General features: G+C 69.9%; 17 protein-coding genes. 8 read left to right on the top strand and 9 right to left on the bottom strand.

The features are described from left to right. Positions 1-71: 71 nt before the first annotated feature. Positions 72-731, bottom strand: coding sequence for an SHOCT domain-containing protein (locus AWC02_RS09960; protein WP_085128649.1), 660 nt, complete (start codon positions 729-731; stop codon positions 72-74). 114 nt (positions 732-845) lie between these two features. Here AWC02_RS09960 and AWC02_RS09955 point away from each other — a divergent pair, with 114 nt between their 5' ends. Then, positions 846-1,904, top strand: a complete 1,059-nt coding sequence (locus tag AWC02_RS09955) for a class I SAM-dependent methyltransferase (protein WP_085128648.1) — start codon at positions 846-848, stop codon at positions 1,902-1,904. Here AWC02_RS09955 and AWC02_RS22870 read toward each other — a convergent pair. After that, a complete protein-coding gene (locus AWC02_RS22870; RefSeq protein WP_165757882.1) occupies positions 1,901-3,463 on the bottom strand; it encodes an Hsp70 family protein in 1,563 nt (520 codons plus the stop codon). The genes AWC02_RS09955 and AWC02_RS22870 overlap by 4 nt on opposite strands. Before the next feature lie 491 nt (positions 3,464-3,954). On the opposite strand from AWC02_RS22870, the gene AWC02_RS09945 reads away from it, so the two are divergent. Next, positions 3,955-4,629, top strand: coding sequence for a cutinase family protein (locus AWC02_RS09945; protein WP_085128616.1), 675 nt, complete (start codon positions 3,955-3,957; stop codon positions 4,627-4,629). Between the two features lie 92 nt (positions 4,630-4,721). Beyond that, entirely contained in the window at positions 4,722-5,381 is a 660-nt protein-coding gene (locus AWC02_RS09940) for a cutinase family protein (RefSeq protein WP_109560953.1), read from the top strand. Positions 5,382-5,420: 39 nt separating this feature from the next. On the opposite strand, the gene AWC02_RS09935 is transcribed toward AWC02_RS09940, so the two are convergent. From AWC02_RS09935 to AWC02_RS09925, 3 genes are read right to left on the bottom strand one after another with little or no spacing between them, the layout of a single operon-like run. Next, a complete protein-coding gene (locus tag AWC02_RS09935; RefSeq protein WP_085128646.1) occupies positions 5,421-6,992 on the bottom strand; it encodes an acetolactate synthase large subunit in 1,572 nt (523 codons plus the stop codon). 55 nt (positions 6,993-7,047) lie between these two features. Continuing rightward, positions 7,048-8,439: an FAD-binding oxidoreductase gene (locus AWC02_RS09930; RefSeq protein ID WP_085128615.1), complete on the bottom strand. Its 1,392-nt coding sequence runs from the start codon at positions 8,437-8,439 to the stop codon at positions 7,048-7,050. A gap of 8 nt (positions 8,440-8,447) precedes the next feature. Then, a complete protein-coding gene (locus AWC02_RS09925) occupies positions 8,448-10,799 on the bottom strand; it encodes a Tex family protein (protein WP_085128614.1) in 2,352 nt (783 codons plus the stop codon). A 212-nt stretch (positions 10,800-11,011) separates the two neighbouring features. On the opposite strand from AWC02_RS09925, the gene AWC02_RS09920 reads away from it, so the two are divergent. Then, positions 11,012-12,430 (top strand): HNH endonuclease signature motif containing protein, encoded by a 1,419-nt coding sequence (locus tag AWC02_RS09920; RefSeq protein WP_237160411.1) that lies wholly within the window; start codon positions 11,012-11,014, stop codon positions 12,428-12,430. A 37-nt stretch (positions 12,431-12,467) separates the two neighbouring features. On the opposite strand, the gene AWC02_RS09915 is transcribed toward AWC02_RS09920, so the two are convergent. Together AWC02_RS09915 and AWC02_RS09910 are read right to left on the bottom strand one after the other, a co-directional pair. Next, on the bottom strand, positions 12,468-14,045 hold the full coding sequence (locus tag AWC02_RS09915; RefSeq protein ID WP_085128612.1) for a class I adenylate-forming enzyme family protein: 1,578 nt from the start codon (positions 14,043-14,045) through the stop codon (positions 12,468-12,470). Between the two features lie 39 nt (positions 14,046-14,084). Further along, a complete protein-coding gene (locus AWC02_RS09910; protein WP_085128611.1) occupies positions 14,085-14,921 on the bottom strand; it encodes an SDR family oxidoreductase in 837 nt (278 codons plus the stop codon). Between the two features lie 148 nt (positions 14,922-15,069). On the opposite strand from AWC02_RS09910, the gene AWC02_RS09905 reads away from it, so the two are divergent. From AWC02_RS09905 to AWC02_RS09890, 4 genes are all read left to right on the top strand, one after another. Further along, positions 15,070-16,182 (top strand): glycoside hydrolase 5 family protein, encoded by a 1,113-nt coding sequence (locus AWC02_RS09905; protein WP_085128610.1) that lies wholly within the window; start codon positions 15,070-15,072, stop codon positions 16,180-16,182. A 111-nt stretch (positions 16,183-16,293) separates the two neighbouring features. After that, positions 16,294-18,033: a serine/threonine-protein kinase gene (locus AWC02_RS09900; protein ID WP_085128645.1), complete on the top strand. Its 1,740-nt coding sequence runs from the start codon at positions 16,294-16,296 to the stop codon at positions 18,031-18,033. 113 nt (positions 18,034-18,146) lie between these two features. Beyond that, entirely contained in the window at positions 18,147-19,121 is a 975-nt protein-coding gene (locus AWC02_RS22865) for an MPT63 family protein (RefSeq protein ID WP_085128609.1), read from the top strand. 151 nt (positions 19,122-19,272) lie between these two features. Beyond that, positions 19,273-19,938, top strand: a complete 666-nt coding sequence (locus AWC02_RS09890) for an MPT63 family protein (protein ID WP_085128608.1) — start codon at positions 19,273-19,275, stop codon at positions 19,936-19,938. Between the two features lie 51 nt (positions 19,939-19,989). On the opposite strand, the gene AWC02_RS09885 is transcribed toward AWC02_RS09890, so the two are convergent. After that, the gene (locus tag AWC02_RS09885) at positions 19,990-21,078 is read right to left on the bottom strand and encodes an NAD(P)H-dependent amine dehydrogenase family protein (RefSeq protein WP_085128607.1); all 1,089 of its coding nucleotides are present in this window, start codon (positions 21,076-21,078) and stop codon (positions 19,990-19,992) included. Next, a complete protein-coding gene (locus AWC02_RS09880; protein WP_085128606.1) occupies positions 21,075-22,109 on the bottom strand; it encodes a Rieske 2Fe-2S domain-containing protein in 1,035 nt (344 codons plus the stop codon). The genes AWC02_RS09885 and AWC02_RS09880 overlap by 4 nt, the downstream gene beginning before the upstream one ends. Positions 22,110-22,152: the final 43 nt, after the last annotated feature.

The following is a 22,152-nucleotide window of genomic DNA, read 5'->3' as shown; positions in this document are numbered from 1 at the left end:
GCCACTGACGATGCGCCGCGAGGAACGAGCGGCGAGGAGGAAGCGGCCCAAAGACCCGGCCACTGACGCCCTCAGTGCCCGCGCAGAATCCTTCGCTTCTCTTCGGCGAACTCCGCCTCGGTCAGCGCTCCGGAATCACGCAGTGCCGTAATGGTTTTGAGCTGCTGAATCCGGATCGCCTGCCCGTCGGGCACGAACTGCTGGTCGTCCACGTCTGCGACGGTGCCGGCCGTCTGCATCTTCGGGCGCCGCCGGCGGCCTGCCAGCAGCGGTGCGACCAGGCCCGCTAGACCGAGCACGAACATCACCGGGAACACCCAGAGCGCCGCCGGGCGTCCCGCGGGCTTGCCGAAGGCCAGCTTCGGCGCGATGTACGCGCCGACCTGCCCGTCGGTGGCGATCTGATAGTCGCCGGCTTCGGCCACCTGCACCCGCCACAGCCTGCGTCGCGTGTCGTTGTTGACGGTGGTGGTCATCCCGACGCTTTCCTCGAACTCCGGATTGGCGACACCGTCCGGCGGCGTCACCGACACGCTGATCGGGGGCACCGGTAGCCCTCCGCCGGTGGGGCTGGAAATGACCTGGGTATGCAGGCTCACCGTCACCTCGCCGGCCGGCAGGTGCAGGCTGCCCGTTCCTGGGATCGGGACCTCGCCGTAGGCGTCGAAACGGTCCAGCAGGAAGACGGTGAGAAGCAGCGTGACCACAAAACCGATCACCCCGATGGTCATCAGCCCGGCCGCCCCGGCCCGGAGCCGTCCGCTCGTGCTCACGTCGGAAGTGTGCCACGAATTGTCGTTGCCACTACGGTTATCGATACACAGTTCGCCGGGGCGGAGGTGGCCATGCCAGAGTCGCGCATCGTCGTCCGCCCCGAGCCCGGCGGTACACCCTCGGGCAGGTTGCAGGCGGCCGGGCTGGCCCATGCCACCGGAGTGTTCGAGCAGCTCGCGTCGACCGTGCCGCTGCCCGCCGCACCCCGGCCGATCGTCATCACCGATTACGGCGCGGCCACCGGCGCCAACTCACTGTTGCCGATCGGCGCCGCGATCGCGGCGTTGCGCCGGCGCACCCGGGCCGACCATGCCGTACTGGTGGCCCATACGGACCTGCCGGACAACGACTTCAGCGCACTGTTCACCACGCTGGCCGAAGATCCCGACAGCTACGCCCGCACGGACACCGCCAGCTTCCCCTCGGCGATCGGCCGGTCATATTTCGCGCAGATCATGCCCTCGCAGAGCGTCACCCTGGGCTGGTCGTCCTGGACGACGATGTGGCTGGTCCGGCCCGTCGCGGGGCTGCCCGCATTCTCCGAGCACACCGACGACGCCGCGCGGCGCTCCTATGGGCGGCAGGCGGCGCAGGACTGGCATGACTTCGTGGCGTTCCGGGGCCGGGAACTGAGTCCGGGCGGCAAGCTGCTGGTGTTGACACCGGCGGTCGACGCCGCGGGCCGCTCGGGATACCGGCCGCTGCTCGACGGGATCGCCGAGGTTCTCGATGAGCACATGGCCGAGGGGCGGCTGACTGCCGACGAGATCGCCCGGGTGTCGATCCCAGCGCTCGGCCGCACCGAGAAGGAACTGCGCGCGCCGTTTGCCCCCGCCGGCCGGTTCGAGTCCCTGACCATCGAGCACCTGGAGATATTCGACGCCGAGGACCGGTTCTGGGACCAGTATCTGCTCGACGGGAATGCCGGCGCGCTCGGCGCCCGCTGGGCCGCGCTCATCAGCGCCGCGATCGCGCCGGCACTGGCCGCGGCGGTGACCGGGCGGGCCGGCGACCCGGCGACGGCCGAGGTGCTGCGGCACCTCCAGGCCTGCCTTGCCGCTCGACTCGCGAACAGCCCTCAGCAGGTGCAGATTCCGTTGGCGCTGGTGGTCCTGGCCAAGCAGCGTTAGGGAACCAGCGGGTTCTCGCTGGATTCGGGCGGCGGCGGCGGTAGCTCCGGCAGGGGCGGCACGACGGCTTCGGGGCTGGGCGCGAATGCCGGCGGCGGCTCGTATGCCGGCGGGGGTGCGGTGGTGGTGGTGGACGACACCGTGGTGCTGAGCTCGCTGGGGGCGGGTCCGGTGTCGGCGGCGTGCCGCAGGACCAGCACCGCGACCGTGCCCAGCACCATGGCGGCCAGCGCGGCCAGGATCACCACCGGGACCGGCCGCCGATACCACTGCGCGTCATGGGGACTGGCCGGCAGCTCGGGCTCGGCCACCGCGGGTGGGCGCGGTGCAACGGCAGCCGAGTGGACCGGTGCCACAGGAGGCGGCGGCGGTGACGATTGCGGTGGCTGCGGCGGTGCCCACGCCTGCGGTCCGGGGTCCGGGGCCGTGTCGACGGCCACCGGCGGCGGCTCGGCGGCCGGGGGCGGGACCGGCTCGGGGAACTGGTGCGGCGCCTGCGGCGGCGGCGTCTTCTTCGGAAGGGCCACAACGTTGCCGGCGACGCTGAGCGCAGCGCCGATGGCCGCGGTCAACTGCGGTCGCGGCGAGCTGATGACGGGCACCCCGAAGCGTTGCGCCAGGCCGGTCGTGACCGCGGGCATGTTCGCCCCACCGCCCACCGACACGATGGCAGACAGCGAATCCGGCCCGATCTCGTTGTCGTCCAGGGCGCTCTGCAACGCTGTGAACATGCCCTCCAGCGGTTGCCGCAGGGCCTCGTCGAGTTCCACGCGGGTCAGCCACGCCCCGCCGTGAAAGCCGGCAAGCTCGGCCACTGTCTCGGCGGAGAGCTGCTCCTTGGCGTCCCGGCACTGACTGCGCAGCCGGGTCAGCGACCCCACCGTCGGAGGACCGTCGCCGTTGCCACCGAGGTCGGCCACCACATGGTCCAGCAGTGCCTGATCGACCACGTCGCCGGAGAAGACGGTGACGCGCCGAGTGGTGCCGATCGGCGCGAAATCGCGGCCGGCGTCGACGAGGGTGAGGTTGGTTCCACTGCCCCCGAAGTCGCACACCGCGATGATCCCCTGCTCCGGCAAGCCCGGATTCGCTTGTAGCGCAGTGAGAGCCGCTGCAGCATCCGACATCAGTGTCACCTGATGCTGCGCGAACTGGGAAACCCGTCCCAGCGCGGTGCGCAGTGCCGCGACCGCTTCGGGCGACCAGTGCGCGGGGTGGGTGACGGCCACGGCGGGCGGTATCGGACGACCCTCGGTCACGGCATAGGCCAGGGCGTGCAGAGCGTCGGCGAGCAACTGCTCGGGGCGGTGGGTGGAGCCGTCGCTCGCCACCACCGGGCCGTCGCCGCCGACGCGATCCACGAAGTCGCTGACCACCAGGCCGCGGTCGCGAAGTTCGGAACTCGCCGAGGGGTTCTCCGACGGCATACCGACCTGGGACGGCCGGTCCCGAAACAGTGTCAGCACGGGCCGGCGGGTGATCGCGTGATCGGCGGTGACGGCCGCCAATGTGGTCGCCCCCACGGACATCCCCAACGCTGGGCCTGTCTCTTGCGCCATCGTGTCCCATCCCCGGTGTTGCCGGCCATCAGAACGCACCGGTCGCGCAATTTTATCGAGGACCATCCGATATACCTCGCATTGCAGCACCGTTGGTGCGCCGGAGAACTCCCCCGGCGGCGGTGGGAACGGTCCGGCGCCCACCGATGCCGACCGCGCCCAACCGTGCGCACCGCTCACCGGGTGGCCGGGAGATCGCTGGGTTCAGCGTTGCCGGCGCGCGACGCAGCGACACCGAACGGTGGCCCGTCAGGGCCATTCGACCAGCCCTTGCGAGTTTGCTCTGCGAGCCATCACGCGCGGCCATCTGACTGACACAATTCGGAAATATTCACGAAACCGAGCGGTTCCCCGCACATCTCAGCCGTCGTTCAGATGCTCAACATGACCTACTCAGCGTGCCGCCAGCAGCCCGGTTAACATCCGTTGAAAATGGCCTCTGCCAGGCTGTCTGCGTCGCGAGATACGGGTTCTTATGCCACCATGTAGCGATGAACCCACGTCGGATCCTTCGCTCCCTCGGTGTTGTTCTCGCCCTCACCTGGCTGCTGCACAGCACCGCCACCACCCCTGCACCCGCCTTCGCCGAACCGTGTCCCGATGTTCAAGTTTTGTTTGCTAGAGGCACCGGCGAGCTACCCGGACTCGGGCCGACCGGGGACGCATTCGTCAACGCGCTGCGGAACCGATTGCCGGATCGGCCGGTGGATGTCTACGCGATCGACTACCCGGCCACCAATGACTGGCCGACCGGCATTCAGGGCATCCGCGACGCCGCCGCCCACATCGAGGGCACCGCGGCGAACTGCCCCGAGACCAAGATGGTGCTCGGCGGCTTCTCGCAGGGCGCCGCGGTGATGGGCTTCGCCACCGCCAACGCAATCCCCGATGGGGTGGACGGCAATGACGTTCCGCGGCCGATGCCCCCGGAGGTGGCCGACCACGTCGCCGCCGTGGTGCTCTTCGGAACGCCGAACGACCGCGCCATGAGCTTCCTGGGCCAGCCGCCCCTGACGATCGGGCCCGGTTATGCCGCCAAGACGATCCAGTTGTGCGCGCCCGAAGACCCGGTCTGTTCGGAAGGACTGAACTTCTCCGCGCACGCACCCGGCGCCTACGACGGCATCGCGGACGAGGGCGCGGCTTACGCCGCAAACCGGCTCTGAGCACGGCGTTCACCCCACACCGACGGCCAGGTGGGGCGTCGCTGCCCCACCCGCGGGCCACCGGCGTCACCGGGACGTGTCAGCATTTAGGGATGACTTCGCGTGACGCTGTTCGCACCTTCGCCGCCGCGGCCATGCTGACCGGAGCCCTGGTGGCCGCGCCGGCGGGTATTCCGTCGGCTGCCGCAGAGCCGTGCCCGGACACCGAGGTGGTCTTCGCCCGCGGCTCGGGTCAACCCGCGGGCCTGGGCGACGTCGGCGATGCGTTCGTCGGGGCGCTCCGCGACCAGCTGGCCGATCGGGACGTCAGCGTGTACCCGGTGAACTACCCGGCGAGCACCGACTACCGCAACAGCGCAGTCCTCGGCGAGGCGGACGCCACCGCCCACATTCAGGCGACGATGGCCAACTGCCCCACGACCAAGCTGGTGCTCGGCGGCTACTCCCAGGGAGCCAGCGTCATCGCGATGTCCAGCAACGCCTTGCCGGCTTCGGCCGCCAACCATGTGGTTGCCGTGGCGCTGTTCGGTCCGCCGTCGAGCCCCTACTCCATGTCGCTGTGGGGCGGTCCGCTGCCGGTCCTGGCATCGTCCTACCAGCCGAAGACCATCGACTTCTGCCTGGCCGGCGACATCTACTGCGAGGACAGCGGAAGCGTCGTCCCGCACCTGATGTACGTCCAGGACGGCAAGGCCGTGGAGGCCGCGACGTTCGCGGCGAATCGGGTGACGGGCGGCCAGAGCGTCAACTGACGCTGCGGCGCCCGCCGGTCACGGCTCCAACGAGCCGCCTCAGAACAGGGTCGGAATCCGCGCGTCGATCAGGTGCGGGCCCGGTTCGGCCAGTGCCCTGCCGAATTGTTCGGCGAGTTCCTCGCAGGTGGTGGCGACCGTCGCCGGCACCCCGAACCCCTCGGCGATCTTCGCGAAATCCATGTTCGGCCGCGACAGGTCCAGCAGCGCCTCCGCCTTGGGGCCGTGGCCGCCGCCCTCGTCCTCGGCGCCCACCCGGGCCAGTTCCAGGCGCAGGATCGCGTAGGCGCTGTTGTTGATCAGCACCGTGGTCACGTTCAGGTTCTCGCGTGCCATGGTCCACAACGCGGAAATGGTGTACGCCGCGCTGCCGTCGGCCTCCAGCGCGATCACCGGCCGGTCCGGAGCGGCCACGGCCGCACCGACGGCGACCGGGAGGCCCTGCCCGATGGCGCCGCCGGTGAGCGTGAGCACGTCGTGGCGGGGAGAGCCGGCGGTGGCCGCGGGCAGCATCAGTCCCGAAGTGTTCGACTCGTCGGAGATGATCGCGTTCTCCGGCAGCAGCGCCCCGATCACCTGCACCCAGTTCTGCGGAGTGAGCTGCCCGCTCGGCAGGGCCGGGACGGCGGCCGGTGCGGGCCGCGACGGCACGCCGGCGGCCACCGCGTCGGCCAGTTGTTCCAGTGCGGCCACGACGTCGGTCTCGAGGCCGGCGAGGTTGTGCACGACGCAGCCCTCGGGAACCAGGTCGCTGGGCTTGCCGGGGTAGGCGAAGAACGACACCGGCGCCCGGGTGCCCGCCACCACCAGGTGCTTGATGCCGTCGAGTTGGTAGGCGGCCTGCTCGGCCAGGTAACCGAGCCGGTCGATCGCCGGGACCCCGGCGCCGCGGACGAGCCGGGTCGGGAACGTCTCGACCAGGGCGCGCGCGCCGGTGGCGGCGGCGATCCGGTCGGTAGCCTCCAGGGCGCGCACCGCGCCGGCGGCCGGGCCGCCGATCAGCAGGGCCGCCGGTTCGCCGCTGCCCAGTATGGCGGCGATATCGGCGACGGCCCGGGCGTCGGGGGCGGCGGCCGGGACGGGTTCGACCGGGCCGGCCGCCTGCGCGCCGTCTTCCCAGGAGATGTCGGCGGGCAGAATCAGATTGGCCACTACCGCCGGACTGGCCATTGAGGCCGCGACGGCTTCGGCGGCATCCCGGCCGACGTCACGGCCGGCGCCGGTACGGCGCACCCAGCCGTGGGTCCAGTCGGTCAGCGGTTCGATGTCGGATTCCAGCGGGGCGTCGTACTTCTTGTGGTAGGTCGCGTGATCCCCGATGACGTTGACCACCGGCACGTGCGCGCGGCGGGCGTTGTGCAGGTTGGCCAGGCCGTTGCTGAGCCCGGGCCCCAGGTGCAGCAAGGTGGCGGCCGGCTTGCCGGCCACCCGGGCGTAGCCGTCGGCGGCACCGGTCACCACCCCTTCGAACAGGCACAGCACCCCCCGCATCTGCGGCACCGAGTCCAGGGCGGCCACGAAGTGCATCTCGGACGTGCCGGGGTTGGCGAAGCAGACCTGAACTCCGCTGTCGACCAGGGTGGCGATCAGGGCCTGTGCTCCGTTGGTCATGTGGCTGCCTTTCTTGCCGGGCACCGGGGTATGGGTGTCGCGCGCGATCCGCTGCCTATAGAAGCACGCCCGGATTGAGAATCCCGGCGGGGTCGAAGGCGTCCTTGATTCGTCGCATCAGGGCGATCTTGACCGGATCCTCGAGTTCCAGGAAATGCTGGGTCTTGACCCGTCCCAGGCCGTGCTCTCCGGAGATGGCTCCGCCCAGTGCCATCGCCGCCGCGAAGATGTCGTGCAGCAGCCGGTGCCGGACGTCGTCGTCGGCGCAGAACACCGCCAGGTGCACGTTGCCGTCGCCGGCGTGCCCGCAGCCCACCACGCCGGCACCCACCGCCTGGGCCAATTCGTGTGCTTTGGTGAGGAATTGATCCATCGCCGCGCGAGGAACCACGGTATCGATGACATCGTGGGCACCGGCGGCCTTGGCCGTCCAGAACGCCTTCTCGCGGGCCTCGATCAGGGCATGCGCCGAATTACCCTCCAGCACATAGACATCAACGGCCCCGAGCGAGGCCAGCAGCTCGCCCAGCATGGCCACGTCGCCGTCGAGGCGGTCGCGGTCGCGATCCTCCACCCCCACGACCAGGTATGCCTCCGCGGAGTCACGCACCGAGTCGGGGATGCCCAGGTTCAGCTTCTGCGAGTAGCTGATCGCCGCCAGCGTGAGCTTGTCGACGTACTCCAGAATCACCGGGTTCACACCGCTGCGCACCACCGCCGGCACCGCGCGCATCACCGCGGGCAGGTCGGCGAACGGCGCCAGCAACGTGGTGGAGTGCCCCAGCCGCGGGTAGAGCCGCACGGTGACCTCGGTGGCCAGGGCGCAGGTGCCCTCCGAGCCGATGATCAGCTGCGTCAGGTCATAACCGGTGGACAGCTTGCTGATTCGGCCGCCGGTGCGGATCAGCTCGCCGGTGGGCAGGGCGGCCTGCAGCCCGAGCACGTTGTGCCGGGTCACCCCGTACTTGACCGCGCGCATACCCCCGGCGTTGGTACCGACGTTGCCCCCGACACTGGCGGACAACTCCCCGGGGAAGACGGTGTACATCAGACCCGCATCGGCCGTCGCGGCGTCGAGATCGCTCAGCGTGACGCCGGGCTGCACCACCGCGACCTGATTCTCGGTGTCGACCTCCAGAATCGCGTTCATCCGCTCAAAGGAGATCAGCAGACCGTCGGGACACGGGCGTGCGGCCGCCGACAACCCGGTGCCGGACCCGCGTGCGGTCACCGCGACCTTGGCTTCGGTCGCCGCGGCCAGCAGGGCGGCGACGTGCTCGGCGGTCTCGGGGCGGGCCACATAGCGCGGCGTGACCGGCGCACCGACCAGCGCCTCGTCGTGGCCGTAGTCGGGACTGATCTGGTCGCCGGTCAGCAGCCCGGTCTCCCCCACGATCTTGCTGAAGCGTGCTGCTATGTCGTCGGGTGCGCCCTCCGTGGTGCCCATGCCGGCCCTCACTTTCCGAATCCGGCGTCCCGTAGCGCCTGGGCCATCGACCCGCCAGCCGGTGCCGCGTCCCGGCGCCCCGTCCCGTTGCCGGGACCCCTCCCACGATTCTGCTTGGCGTTGCCGCCGCGTGCAGCCGGTTTGGCCGCCCCACCCCGCGCGGGCTTGTCGCCGGGCTTGTCCCCCAGCCGCAGGGTCAGCCCGATGCGCTGGCGTTCGACATCGACGTCGATGACTTTGACCTTCACCACCTGACCGGAACGGACCACCTCGTGTGGGTCGGAGACGAAGCGGTCCGCCATGGCCGAGACGTGCACGAGGCCGTCCTGGTGCACACCGACGTCGACGAAGGCTCCGAACGCGGCGACATTGGTCACCACGCCCTCGAGGATCATGCCCACCTTGAGGTCGGCCACCTTCTCGACGCCTGCGGCGAACGTCGCCGTGGAGAACGCCGGCCGGGGATCGCGTCCCGGCTTCTCCAGTTCGGCCAGGATGTCGGTGACGGTCGGGACCCCGAACCGGTCGTCGGCGAAATCGCCGGGCTGCAGCGACCGCAGGAGTCGCTCGTCGCCGATGATCTCGGCCAGCGAGACTCCGGAGCGGTCCAGGATGCGCCGCACCACCGGGTAGGCCTCGGGATGCACGCCGGAGGAGTCCAGCGGGTCATCGCCGTCGCGGATGCGCAGGAACCCGGCGCACTGTTCGAAGGCCTTGGGCCCCAGGCGTGGCACGTCGAGCAGGGCGGCCCGGCTGCGGAACGGCCCGTTCTGGTCGCGGTGCCCCACGATGGCTTCGGCCAGCGATTCCGACACCCCCGACACCTTGGCCAACAGCGGGGCCGAGGCGGTGTTGAGGTCCACACCCACGGCGTTCACCGCATCTTCGACCACGGCGTCGAGGCTGCGCGCCAGGATGCCCGGCGTCACGTCGTGCTGGTACTGGCCGACCCCGATGGACTTCGGCTCGATCTTGACCAGTTCGGCCAGCGGATCCTGCAGCCGCCGCGCGATCGACACCGCGCCGCGCAGCGTGACGTCCAGATCGGGAAGTTCGTGTGCGGCATACGCCGACGCCGAGTACACCGACGCCCCGGCCTCGCTGACCATCGCTTTGACCGGCGCGGGGGCGCCGGCGCTGGTGAGGTCGGCGATCAGTTCGGCTGCTAGGGCGTCGGTCTCACGCGACGCGGTGCCATTGCCGACGGCAATCAGGTCCACACCGTGGCGGGCGACCAGCGCGGCCAGCACCGCCTTGGCCTGATCCCACTGCTTCTGCGGCTGGTGCGGGAAGATCGCACAGGTGTCGACGACCTTGCCGGTGCCGTCGACGACGGCGACCTTCACCCCGGTGCGAAAGCCCGGGTCGAGTCCCAGCGTGGTGCGGTTGCCCGCCGGCGCCGCCAGCAGCAGGTCCTTGAGGTTCTTGGCGAACACCGCCACCGCGTCCTGCTCGGCACGCTGACGCAGCCGCATCCGGGCATCGACCGCCGCGGAGAAAGCCAGCCGGGTGTCCCAGGCCCACCGCACCGTGTCGGCCAGCCAGGGCGTGGCCGGCCCCGCTGCGCCCATGTCCACGCCGAGCGACCGGGCGATCATGGCGTGGTAGAACTCGTTCTCGCCGCCGTCGAAGGCCAGCGCCAGGGCGTCCTCCTTCTCGCCGCGCAACACCGCCAGCACCCGGTGCGACGGCATGGTCTCCAGGGCTTCGCTGAACTCGAAGTAGTCCCGGAACTTCTGTGCCGAGGGACTTTTCGCAGCATCCTCCGAGCGCGGCATGGTTCGCAACGAGCCCGCCGACCAGAACTTCTCCCGCACCGCGCCCACCAGCTCGGCGTCCTCGGCGGCCCGCTCGACCAGGATCGCGCGGGCGCCCTCCAGTGCTGCCGCGGCGTCGGCGACCTCCTCGCCGGTGTACTCCGTGGCGACCTGCTGGGGGTCGAGCGTGGGGTCGGCGAGCAGCCGGTCGGCAAGCGGCTCGAGGCCGGCCTCGCGCGCGATCTGCGCCTTGGTGCGGCGCTTGGGCTTGTAGGGCAGGTAGATGTCTTCGACCCGGGCCTTGGTCTCGGCCGACAGCAGCGCGGCTTTGAGCTCGTCGGTGAGCTTGCCCTGCTCCTCGATCGAGGACAGCACGGCGGCCCGGCGGTCGTCGAGCTCGCGCAGGTAGCGCAGCCGTTCTTCGAGGGTGCGCAGCTGACCGTCGTCGAGGCTGCCGGTGGCCTCTTTGCGGTAGCGCGCGATGAACGGCACCGTGGCCCCCTCGTCGAGCAGCGCCACAGCGGCCGCGACCTGTCGTTCGGCCACCGCGAGTTCCTCGGCGAGACGGGCGTTTACCGGTTTCAGGGTTACGTTCGCTGTCACGCCGACGGACCCTACCGAACGCCGCGGACAGGTCCCGGGTGCGGCACGGCGTGGTTATCGGGTGCGCGCAGGCTGGCTACGATGCCGCCCCACACAGGTGGCGAGCAGCTGTCTGCAGGCCGCTGGACGGGCGTTATCCACAATTGCCGGTTCATCCACAGATGGTCGCCCGACGCCGCCGTATGCGAACGTATGTTCGATACGTTGGAGGGGTGTCCGCCACCGATCAGGTCCTGCCTCCCGCCGCGGCGGCCCGCGCGGCCATCCGGGCGGAGCTGGCCTTGATCGATGACGCCCAGTCCCGGCTGCGGGCGGCCGACACCGACATCGTGGGCAATGCGTTCCGCGTCGAGATCGCCGAGCGCCTCGAAACCCAGCATCGGGTCAACCGCGGCCTGTCCTTCCGCATGTTCGGCGAACTGGCCGACCCACCCGACGGCCCCGACGACCCTCGACTGCCGGCCGACACCAAGCTCACCGACCTGCTGTGGTCACGCCTGCGCATCACCCGCGCCGAGGTGCGGCGCCGGTTCCGGGTCGCCGCCCGCATCCGGCCCCGTCGCAATCTGACCGGTCCCCCTGCCCCACCGGAGTTCCCCGCGGTCGCCGCCGCGGTCGAGGACGGCCGGATCGGCGACGACCACATCAGATCCGTCACCACCGCCCTCGACCAGCTGCCCGGGAACGTCGCACCGGCCGATCGGGCGGCCGCCGAGCGCACCCTGGTGCGCCACGCGACCGAACAGGATGCCGCCTTTGTGACCGCTCTCGGCCACGCCATTGCCGACGTCCTCAACCCCGACGGCAACTTCACCGATGCGGATCGGGCGCGGCGGCGCAACCTGGTGTTGGGCCGCCAGGGCCCCGACGGTATGAGCCGGCTGTCCGGCTGCGTCGACCCCGAGACCCGCGCCTACCTCGAGGCGGCAATGGCCGCGGTGCGGCCCGGCCACCGCCGGCCCGACACCCCCGAGCCGTCCGAGTGCCCCGAAGCACCAGCCGGTCCGGACCTGCGCTCCAACGGCCAACGAAACCACGACGCCCTCAAACTCGCCCTGCGCCACGGCATTGCATCCGGCGCCCTGGGCACCCACCGCGGTGTTCCGGTCTCGGTCATCGCCACCACCACGCTCGCCGACCTCGAGCAGGCCGGACGCGCGATCGCCGACCCGAGCCTCCCGATGCCCGGGCCTGCCCGCACCGGAGGCGGCAGCCGCCTGCCGATGCGTGATCTGATCCGCATGGCGGCCAATGCGATTCATTATCTGGTGGTCTTCGACGACCACTCGGAACGGCCGTTGTATCTGGGCCGCAGCAGGCGCATCGCCACGCTGGATCACCGGATCATCTGCCACGCCCGAGACCGCGGCTGCACCCGGCCCAACTGCTCCGAGCCCGGCTACCACTGCGAGGTGCACCACGCGACCGACTGGGCTCACGGCGGGCGTACCGACGCCGACCAGCTCTACTTCGCCTGCGGTCCCGACCACGGCGCTGCGACCCGCGGCGACCTTCAGACCCAGCTCACCGAGCGTGGCCGCCTGGCCTGGACCGACCGAACGGGCCAGCCGCGGATCAACCACCTGCATCACCCGATGGAGCTCCTGGACCGTGGCGATGATCCCGGGTAGCGCTGCGGGACAACGCTTCCGCGCGGCATTGCGGCGCCTATGCGTGGCCGCCGATCTCGCGGAGCCGTCCCTTGGCGATCTTGCCGCCAGAGGATCGCGGCAGCTCGTCGAGGACGACCAGGCGTTCGGGCAGCAGCTCCTTGGACACGCCCAGGGCCAGCAGGTGCTCGACGAGCTCGGCCAACTCCAGCGTGCCGGTCACCCCGGGTGCGCCCTTGGCGAGTTCGACGTAGACGCAGACCTTTTCGCCGAACACCTCGTCGCGCATCGGCACTGCGGCGGCCACCGCGATCGCCGGATGCGTCAGCACCGCTTCTTCGACCTGGGCGGCGCTGATGTTCTTTCCGCCGCGCAGGATGAAATCGGAAAGCCGGCCGGTGACGCTCAGATAGCCGTCGGCGTCGATCTCGCAGAGATCGCCCATGCGCATCCACCCGTCGGCGGTGAACAGCTTGTCGTGATCGACCCCGTCCAGATAGCCCAAACTGGTGGCCGGCCCGCGGCAGGCGGGCTGACCCCGCCCGGTATCAGTCACGTCGGTGTTGCCGTCCTCGCCGCCGAAAAGCCGGACCGCCATCTCGGGCACGATGCGCCCACCGGTGCGCAACCGCCGCTCCAGCGGGTCGTCGGGGGTGGTGGCGCTGAGCACCCCGGTCTCGTTGGACCCGTAGAACTGCAGGATGGTGGCTCCGGTGAGCTCCTCGAACCGCGCGGCGGGCCGGTAGGGCAACGCCTCCCCACCGGTGAACACCACCCGCAAAGAGCTCAGGTCGAATTCAGCGCTGAGGCGATCGGCCATCATCATGGTCAATTGGGTGCTGACACAGCACAATACGGTGACCCGGTGGCGCTCGATGGCCGCGAACGTCGCGGCGACGCTGAAGCGGTCCAGCAGGATCGTCTGGGCGCCGAGCCGGATGGGGGTGGTGTGGTTGGTCCAGATGCCGAAGCCGAACGGAGTCGGAATGACGGGCAGGAAGACGTCGTCGGGGCGCAGTCGCCCGTTGGACACCGCCAGCTGGTGAAAGTAATGCCAGCGGTTCTGGGTGTGCACCACGCATTTGGGCAACCCGGTGGTGCCGGAGGTGGAATTGATCAGAAAGACGTCGTCGGGCCCCAGTTGGGGGCCGGCGGCACTGGCGGCGACCGAGTTCAGCTCATCCATGCTCAACGTTTCGATGTCGAGGCCGGCTGCCGAGGCACGCCGCTGCGCGTCGGTGATCAGCACCCGGGCCCGCGAGGCGCCCAGGATCGCGGCCACCTCGCGGGTTCCGGCCCGTGCGCCGATGCCGACCACCACCGCGCCGCAGCGCTCGATCGCCACGTACAACACGTGGATGGCGGCGGAATCGCCATGCCACACCGCGATCCGGTCACCGGGACGCGCGCCGGCTCCCGCCAGCCGCGCCGCCAGCGCGTCCGCCGCGGCGTCGAACTCCTGCCAGGTCAACCCGGAAGCGGAAAAGTCCACATAGGCGTTGCGGGCCGAGAACTGGCGGGCGTTGCGGCGCACCGCGTCCGACAGCGTCGTCGGCGACCACCACCCCACGGCGTGATAGTGGGCGATCTCGGCGGCGGTGTAGGCCGGAGAGCGCCATGCGGGCCCGGTAGACATCGTCGCGTGCCGCCTCCGATTCGCCGGCTCCGGTTGCCGTCAGTAGATGTAGTCCTCGCCGCTGGCCCGCACCGTGATGTCGCTGATGCTGATGCCCCACGGCTGATCGATGACGTGCACCACTGCCTCGGCCAGATCCTCGGGAGTGATCAGCCAGTACTGCACCGAGTCGATGTCGGTCTGCTCGGGCGCCAGGGTGCCCGTGGTGTAGGCGGCGACGGACTGCTGGTAGCTCTCGCGGCGGGCTCCGACCATTTCCATGATCGCCGAGCCGTTGACCATTCCGTGGCCGAGGTTGGTGCCCATGACACCGGTCGGTTTGACCGTGGTGACCTTGATCTTGCCCTTCGCCTCGATACGCAGCGAGTCGGACAACGCGGTGACGGCGGCCTTGGTCGCGCTGTACACGCCGGCGCCCGCCACACCGGCGTTGCCGTAGATCGACGAGATGTTGACCACGTGGCCGCGGCCCTGGGCGATCATCTGGTCGTAGACAGCCGAAATGCCGTTCACCACGCCCTTGACGTTGATGTCGATCGCCCGGTGCCAGCGCTGCCAGGCCTTCTCGTGGTCGGCGAAGTAGGCGAGCGGCATCACCCCGGCGTTGTTGACGATGACGTCCACCGCGCCGAAGGTCTGCACCGCATGCTGCACCGCGGCCTTCATCTGTTCGATGTCGGTGACGTCGGCCACCTGATAACTGCCGGTCAGTCCCGCCTGGCGGATGCCGTCGAAGACCTCCGCGAGGGCCTCGGCGCCGATGTCCAGTCCGACCACGCGGGCCCCGGCGGCGGCGCACTTCTCGGCGATCAGTTTGCCGAATCCGCCGCCCGCACCGGTGACGACGACGACCTTGTCCTGCAGGTACTGCGACATTGTCGGCCTCCGGCACCACGAATCGGACTGAACAGTTCCGCAGCAGTGTAGGGGGCCGCGGTCGCCCCCGGCGCGGCCCCCCAATTTGCTCGGCGACTTTCCGTGCGTCCGGACGGCCGCTAACTTCTGCGGACGTTATGGTCACTGCGTGAAGCGTCGCACGGCATTGGGGCTGCCACTGCTGCTGGCGGCCGGCCCCACGTTAAGTCGGCTCCCACGGGCCGGCGCGGACCCCGGCCGCTGGTCGATCGAGCGGGTTAATCGCTGGTACCAGGCTCAGGGCTGGCCGGTGGGCTCCAACTACATCACCTCCTCCGCGGTCAATCAGCTCGAGATGTTTCAGCCGGGCACGTTCGATCTGCGGCGGATCGACGCCGAGCTGGGCTGGGCCCGCTCGGCGGGCTTCAACACCGTGCGGGTGTTCCTGCACGATCAACTGTGGGCCGCCGACCAGCGGGGCTTCCAATACCGGCTGGGCCAGTTCGTCGCCGTCGCCGCCCGCCACCGCATCAAGCCGATGTTCGTGCTGTTCGACTCCTGCTGGGACCCGCACCCCAAAGCCGGGCCCCAGCCGGCGCCGCGGGTCGGCATCCACAACTCACGCTGGGTGCAGAGTCCCGGCGCCGACCGCCTCGGGGACCGCAACTACTACCGCACTCTGTATGACTACGTCACCGGCGTGATGAGCCAGTTCCGGTACGACGAACGCGTGCTTGCCTGGGACCTGTGGAACGAGCCGGACAACATGGCCCGCGAGTACAGCGCCGTCGAACGATCGGACAAGCTCGACCTCATCAGCGACCTCCTGCCGCAGGTGTTCAGCTGGGCACGGTCGGTCGACGCCCGTCAGCCGCTGACCAGTGGGATATGGGAGGGCTCGCGCCAGGGCAGCACGATCGTCAACACCCAGCTCAACAGCTCCGACGTCATCACGTTCCACTCCTACGACAAGCCGGCCACGTTCAGTGACCGCATCGCCGAACTGGCGCCCCTGGGGCGGCCGCTGATGTGCACGGAGTATCTGGCCCGCACCCGGGGCAACACCATCGACGGGATTCTGCCGATCATGAAGCGCCATAACGTGGGCGCCTACAACTGGGGCTTCGTGGCGGGGCGCACGCAGACCTACCTGCCGTGGGACTCCTGGGACAGTCCCTACAGCGCAGAACCGCAGGTCTGGTTCCACGATCTGGTGCAGCCCACCGGCCGGGCCTATCGCAATCTGGAGATTCTGACGATCAGCAACCTCACCGGCCGCTGACCGGCGCCACCGGCTGATGGCCGCCGGGTCCGGTGATGAAATCATGGGCGGCGAAACCGTCAGGCACACAGTTCGGTGGCCGGGGCCGTGGGTTTCCGTGAGGAGTCGGTGATGGACGAGACCGCGTCGGGTTCGCGGGCCGGGTCACGATTGGGGCCCTACCTCCTCAAACGGCTGCTGGGCCGCGGCAGCACCGGTGAGCTCTACGAAGCGTTCGACACCCGCCGGGACCGCCCCGCGGCGCTCAAACTGCTCGCGCCGGCGCTGTGCGGGCCCGCCCTGCGCGAGTGGTTGCAGCGCGAGGCCCTGGTTGCCGGGCGGGTGCAGGAGCCGCATGTGGTCCCGGTCCGTGACTACGGCGAACTCGACGGCCGCGTCTACCTCGACATGCCGCTGGTTGCCGGTGCCGACCTGGCCGCGTTGCTGAAGCGGACCGGCGTGCTCTCCCCGCCGCGTGCGGTCAACATCGTGTGGCAGGCGGCCTCGGCGCTGGATGCCGCGCACAGTGCCGGGGTGTTTCACCGGGGCGTGCGGCCACGCAACATCCTGGTGACCGGCGACGACTTCGTCTATCTGGTGGATTTCGCGCTGGCGGGCGCGCCCGGGGCCGAGGCGGCCGAGCATGCGAGCGCCGGCTGGAAGTACGCGGCGCCGGAGCTGTTCTCCGGCAGTGAGTTCGGCCCGGCCGCCGACATCTATGCGCTGACGTGCGTGCTCTATCAGTGCCTGACCGGGACGCCGCCCTACCGGGCAGACAACCTGGCCGCACTGGCCCACGCGCACCAGACCAAGGCCATTCCGCGCCCGAGCCGGGCCGGGGCGGCGATCCCGGAAGCCTTGGACGAGGTGATAGCCAAAGGCATGGCCAAGGAGCCGCAGGCGCGGTATGCCAGCGCCGCCGAGCTTGCGACCGCCGCCTATCAGGCGCTCAGCACGCCCGATCAGCACCAGACGGTGCAGATCTACGAGTCCAGCCAGCAGGCCACCCCACCCCTGGTCGGTCAGCCCGAACCGGGCACACCGGTGGCGGCGACGAGCGAGGCGCTTGAAAGCGAAGCGTCGGTGCCGTCCACCGCGCCGGCCGAGCCGTCCACATCCCCGGACCTGGAGGCGGCCGAGCCACCTGCCCCGGCCGCCGATGCTCCCGCCGCCGATGTTCCCGAACCGGTACCCGCTGCGGCGCCGGCAGCCCTGCCCCGAACCGCAACCGGCGACGATTGGTTGCGTTCACCGCGCCGGCTGGGCCTGCCCGGCCGCCTGGCCGCTCGACCGCTGGTGTTGTGGATCGCAGCGGCGCTGGTCGTGGCCATCGTAGGGTTGGCCACCTGGATGACGAGTCGGCCGGCTTCCGACGGCGGTGGCGTTGCGGGCAGCACGTCCGGCTCGGCAACCGCAGCGGGCCAAGCCCCGACGACGGCGTCGCAGGCGGAGGCGCAGGACCGCCTTTTCAAGCTGCTGCCGCCGGGTTACCCGCAGGGCACCTGTAAGGCCGTCACGCCCTCGAACGGGGCGATCGCGGAGGTGACGTGCGGCCGCAACGTCGACGTCGACGGCCCGCCCACGGCGACCTACACCCTGTTCCGCGACATCGTTGCGCTGCGCGTGAGCTTCGACGACACCGTGCAGGCCACCAATGTGGTCACCTGCCCGGGGCGCATTCAGTCGCCGGGGGCCTGGCACCGTACCGCCACCCCGGACAAGACCGCCGGAACACTGCTGTGCGGTACGCGCAACGGGTCTGCGGTGCTGGTCTGGACCAACGACGCCAACCTGGTGATCGGCTCGCTGCGGGCCGAGCGCAACACCCCGACGCTGGAACAGTTCTACACTTGGTGGAGTTCGCATTCCTGACCGCGGATCGGCCTCAAGCGGGCCCACGCAGTCGTTGACTCCGTTAGCATTTTCGCTTTGGAGTCACTGCGTCATCCCCGAGCGATCCCGTCGAACCGAGGAGCCCACCGACCATGAGATTCTTCGCAACTGCCGTGGCAGCCGCGGGCGCGTTGGCCGCAGCCGGAGCCGTCACCGCCGCGACCGCCACCGCGGACGCCGGCGACGCCGCCCCCTCGACCCACCCGATCGGCAGCCAGGGCACCGTGAAGAATGGTGACGTTATCCAGGGCTGGACGGTCAGCGACCTGCGCCCCAGCTCGGACGCCATCCCCTACCAGCCGCAGGGCACCCTGTGGGAGGCCACCGCGACCGGAGTGGCGATTCAGGGCACGGTCACGCCGGTGGTCGCCAACCTCGGCGCCCGTTCGTCCAGCGGCCTGACCTACCCGGCGCTGTTCACGGTGGCCACGGCGCAGGGCGTCAACCCGGCCAACCTGACGCAGGGCCAGAAGACCAGCGGCAAGGTGTACTTCGACGTCACCGGCGACGCACCCAACAGTGCGGTTTACCAGGGCGCCGGCCAGGATCTGCTGGTCTGGATCCCCGCCGCACCGTCCGGTGACGCCTCGGGCAACCCGGCCACCGGCGCGCACCGGACCACCGGCCCAGCGGCCACCGGCGCCAAGCCCGCCCAGCAGGGCACCCCGGGTGCCGGGACTGCCACCGACGCCACGGCCGCCGGCAGCGAGGGCACCCCGCTGTCCGCCGGCAGCGAGGGCACGCCGCTGGCTGCTGAGGCCGACGGCACCGCGGCGTCCGGATCGCAGACAGAGGCCGGCACGGCAAGCACCGGGGCGCAGGCCGAAGGCACCGGCACCGCCGAAGCGTCGACGTCGGCCGGCACCCCGGCCCCGTCCTCGCAACAGGCCCCCGCCACGCCGGCTCCGTCTGAGGCCGCTGCGGCTGCCGGCAGCTCGGGAACGCCGCTTCCCACCGACGCCAGCGGCGCATCGACGACGGAGGCCACCGGCACCGCAAGCTCGGAAGGCACCGCCGGGGGCTCTGACTCCTCCGGCGGCGCAAGCGGCTCGTCCGCCGCGCGCTGACCACCGCCGATCACCCGTCGGGCTCGGCCCACGCGTCCTGCGCGTCTGGGCCGTGCCCGGCTCCGGCTACCCTGTCTGCGAGCCCGATACGGTCGAAGCACTTTCACTGCCAATATCTTCGGGACGCCGCCGCACTGGAGGAGTGAGACCCATGAAGTCCATATCGACCGCACTGGCCGCGGGAGCATTGGCCATCGCGGGTGCTCTGAGCACCGGGATCGCCGGCGCCGAGCCCGACACCATCGTCGCGGTGCAGGGCCCGGCAACCCAGCCGATCGGCACTCAGGGCACCGTTCCCGAAGGTCCCGGTGTGCACGGTTGGACGGTGAGCGACCTGCGGCCCAGCTCGGACGCCATCCCCTACCAGCCGCGCGGGACCCTGTGGGAGGTCACCGCCACTGACGAGGCGATCCAGGGCACCGTCTTCCCCATCGTCGCCAACTTCAGCGCCCGGTCGGCGAGCGGCCAGTCCTATCAGTCGCTGTTCACCGTGCCGACGACGCATGGCATCGTTCCGACCGCCTTGACCCAGGGCCAGCGGGCCAGCGGCAAGCTCTACTTCGACGTCACCGGCGACGCCCCGACCAGCATCGTCTACCAGACCGCCGGCGCGGACCTGGCCCGGTGGGTGGTGCCGGCGCCGCAACCGCAGGCACCGGCCGCCCCGCAGACTCCGGCCTCCTCCGGCGCTGCCGGCGAGCAGGCGCCGTCGCCGGCCCGTCCGCCGTCGTCACGCCCGGCAACACCGCCGCCGGCCAGCGCCGGGACCCCGCTGCCCGCGGGCAGTTCCGGCACCCCGCTGCCCGCCGGGTCCTGACCCCTCAGCCGCTTCGCGGGCCGGCTCAGCCGGGGATTCCCGCGCGCGTCGTCACGGACGGAATCGCCCGGCGAATCCGCGCAGCGGCAGGTCGGCGCTGGTCAGCAGGCCGGGCGGTGCCGCCACCACGGACTTGATCGCGTTGAGGGCGGGCAGCCCGGTCACGGTCATGCCGATGGAGGCGAAGTTGTCCGGGTTGGACAGGTCCACACCGGGCTTGGGGAAGATCATGTGCTTGTTGTAGACGCACGGGTCACCGGTGACCCGGGTGATGTAGCAGCCCTTGATGTTCCAGTTCGGCTCGGTGTAGGGCGTCATCTGCCACTCCAGGTGGGTTTCAACGCGCGGCACACCGTTCACCATGCCCTGGTACTTGATGTAGTTGCCGCCCAGTGAGCCTTTGGGCAGGGTGTACCAGCCCAGGTCGACATCCCGGGTGCAGGCGCCGAGTTCGTAGTCGAAGGTCACCTCGTCGAGGGTCAGGTCGAAGCAGTCGGCCATCATCAGCACACTGTCGGCGAAGACCCGGGTGAACTTCTCCAGCTTGGCTGGGATCTCCGGATCGTCCACCGGCTGGCCGTAGCCGACCTCGATCCAGGTGTCCTTGGAGTGGTGGCAGGACACGTCCACCGATTCGATGGTGGTGATGTTCTCGATCTCGGCGACGTCGGCCGAGCACACCACGCCGAGAATCTGGTTGAGCCCGGGGTTCATGCCGGTCCCGTAGAAGGTGGCGCCGCCTTTTTCGCAGGCCTCGGCCAGCAGCTGGGTCACCGGTTTGCCCGAGGGGTGCGGGTGGTTGGTGTCGCGGTGCCAGCCGGTGATCCAGTCGGCGGTGGTCACGATGTTGATGCCCGCTTCCAGGATCGCGACGTAGAGATCCTCGTCGGGGAACACGCCGTGAAAGGTCAGGACGTGGGGCTTGGCGGCGATGATCTCCTCGACGCTGCCGGTCGCGATCACGCCGTTGGGCGCGATGCCGGCCAGTTCGCCGGCATCCTTGCCGATTTTGTCCGGCGAATAGCAATGCACTCCAACGAGTTCGAGGTCATCGCGGGCGGCGAACCGCCGAATCATCTCGGTCCCGACGTTGCCGGTGGCGACCTGGAACACGCGGACGGGTGCGGCGGCTGCGTTCATGCGGTGAAACCTTTCTGGGCAATCATTTCAGCGACCTCAGCAGCGCTGCCGCCGATGCCGTCGGGATAGAACTGCTTGGCCCACTGGCGGATTGCGGTGAAGCCCTCGTACTCGGCGGTCGCCAGAGCAGGCGGATCCGAGTACCGCTGGTGCGACCAGATGTGGATGTCCTGCTCGAATTGGCGGATGACTTCGCGGCCGAAGTCCGCCGCTCTGGCCTCGGCTTTGGCCGCATCACGAGACGGGGTCCGGCCGATGTAGACCATGAAGCGGACATCGGATGTGGACTCGTCGACGGGCGTGATCGCCGAGATGGTGCGGTTGTCGATCATCCCCCAGCTCTTGGTCACCGCGATGCCCAAGCCGCCGTTGATGGCCTCGACACCGCTGTTGACATCTTCGATCGACTGGCCGTCGTCGCCCTCGAAGGTGATGGTGAAGTCGACGTAGGACACCGGTTCGGCGAAGTCGTGGCGGGTGAAGACCGGCACGATCGGGGTCTGGTGCACGTATTTGAAGTGGGCGAAGTCCACCCCGTTCTCCAGCACGTACTGCGGGTGCAGCTCCAGTTGCGGCCGGAACAGCCGCTGCTGCGGGTAGTAATCGGCGGCCGTGCGATCGTCGAAGCTGGCGAACACGTCCGGCGCGTCGAAGTACGGCTCACGGCCCTGCGCGTCGTTCCAGATGTATACCGACTCGTTGCGTTCGACGACCGGGTAGGTGGTGATGCGCCGGCCCCGGTTGGGCTTGTCCTGGTAGGGAATACAGACGTTGCGGCCCTGAGAGTTCCACTGCCAGCCGTGGAACGGACACTGCAGCACCTCGCCGCAGACTTTGCCGCCGTAGCCCAGATGAGCACCCAGGTGCTCGCAGTAGGCGTTCATCACGGTGAGCTGGCCCGACTCGGCCCGCCACGCGACCATCTCCCGGCCGAAGTACTTCATGGTGTGTACGTCGCCGACGCCGATCTCGTCAGACCAGGCGACTTGGAACCAGCCTGTCGGGTTCATCGACAACGGCGGCTTGGCCATGCCAACGCGTCCTCTCTGTGGTCTGGACCGGACACCGACTGTC

The organism is Mycolicibacter engbaekii (genome assembly GCF_002101585.1).
Classification (GTDB): Bacteria; Actinomycetota; Actinomycetes; order Mycobacteriales; family Mycobacteriaceae; genus Mycobacterium; species Mycobacterium engbaekii.
The sequence above is the reverse complement of the archived record's forward strand: the minus strand, read 5'-3'. Positions and strand labels throughout refer to the sequence as shown.

Coding starts and splice junctions, on each gene's coding strand:
- AWC02_RS09900 (WP_085128645.1), top strand. CDS start 16,294: ATGGACGAGACCGCGTCGGGTTCGCGGGCCGGGTCACGATTGGGGCCC.
- AWC02_RS09890 (WP_085128608.1), top strand. CDS start 19,273: ATGAAGTCCATATCGACCGCACTGGCCGCGGGAGCATTGGCCATCGCG.
- AWC02_RS09955 (WP_085128648.1), top strand. CDS start 846: ATGCCAGAGTCGCGCATCGTCGTCCGCCCCGAGCCCGGCGGTACACCC.
- AWC02_RS22865 (WP_085128609.1), top strand. CDS start 18,147: ATGAGATTCTTCGCAACTGCCGTGGCAGCCGCGGGCGCGTTGGCCGCA.
- AWC02_RS09930 (WP_085128615.1), bottom strand. CDS start 8,439: ATGGGCACCACGGAGGGCGCACCCGACGACATAGCAGCACGCTTCAGC.
- AWC02_RS09935 (WP_085128646.1), bottom strand. CDS start 6,992: ATGACCAACGGAGCACAGGCCCTGATCGCCACCCTGGTCGACAGCGGA.
- AWC02_RS09960 (WP_085128649.1), bottom strand. CDS start 731: ATGACCATCGGGGTGATCGGTTTTGTGGTCACGCTGCTTCTCACCGTC.
- AWC02_RS09910 (WP_085128611.1), bottom strand. CDS start 14,921: ATGTCGCAGTACCTGCAGGACAAGGTCGTCGTCGTCACCGGTGCGGGC.
- AWC02_RS09915 (WP_085128612.1), bottom strand. CDS start 14,045: ATGTCTACCGGGCCCGCATGGCGCTCTCCGGCCTACACCGCCGCCGAG.
- AWC02_RS09945 (WP_085128616.1), top strand. CDS start 3,955: ATGAACCCACGTCGGATCCTTCGCTCCCTCGGTGTTGTTCTCGCCCTC.
- AWC02_RS09885 (WP_085128607.1), bottom strand. CDS start 21,078: ATGAACGCAGCCGCCGCACCCGTCCGCGTGTTCCAGGTCGCCACCGGC.
- AWC02_RS09940 (WP_109560953.1), top strand. CDS start 4,722: ATGACTTCGCGTGACGCTGTTCGCACCTTCGCCGCCGCGGCCATGCTG.
- AWC02_RS22870 (WP_165757882.1), bottom strand. CDS start 3,463: ATGGCGCAAGAGACAGGCCCAGCGTTGGGGATGTCCGTGGGGGCGACC.
- AWC02_RS09880 (WP_085128606.1), bottom strand. CDS start 22,109: ATGGCCAAGCCGCCGTTGTCGATGAACCCGACAGGCTGGTTCCAAGTC.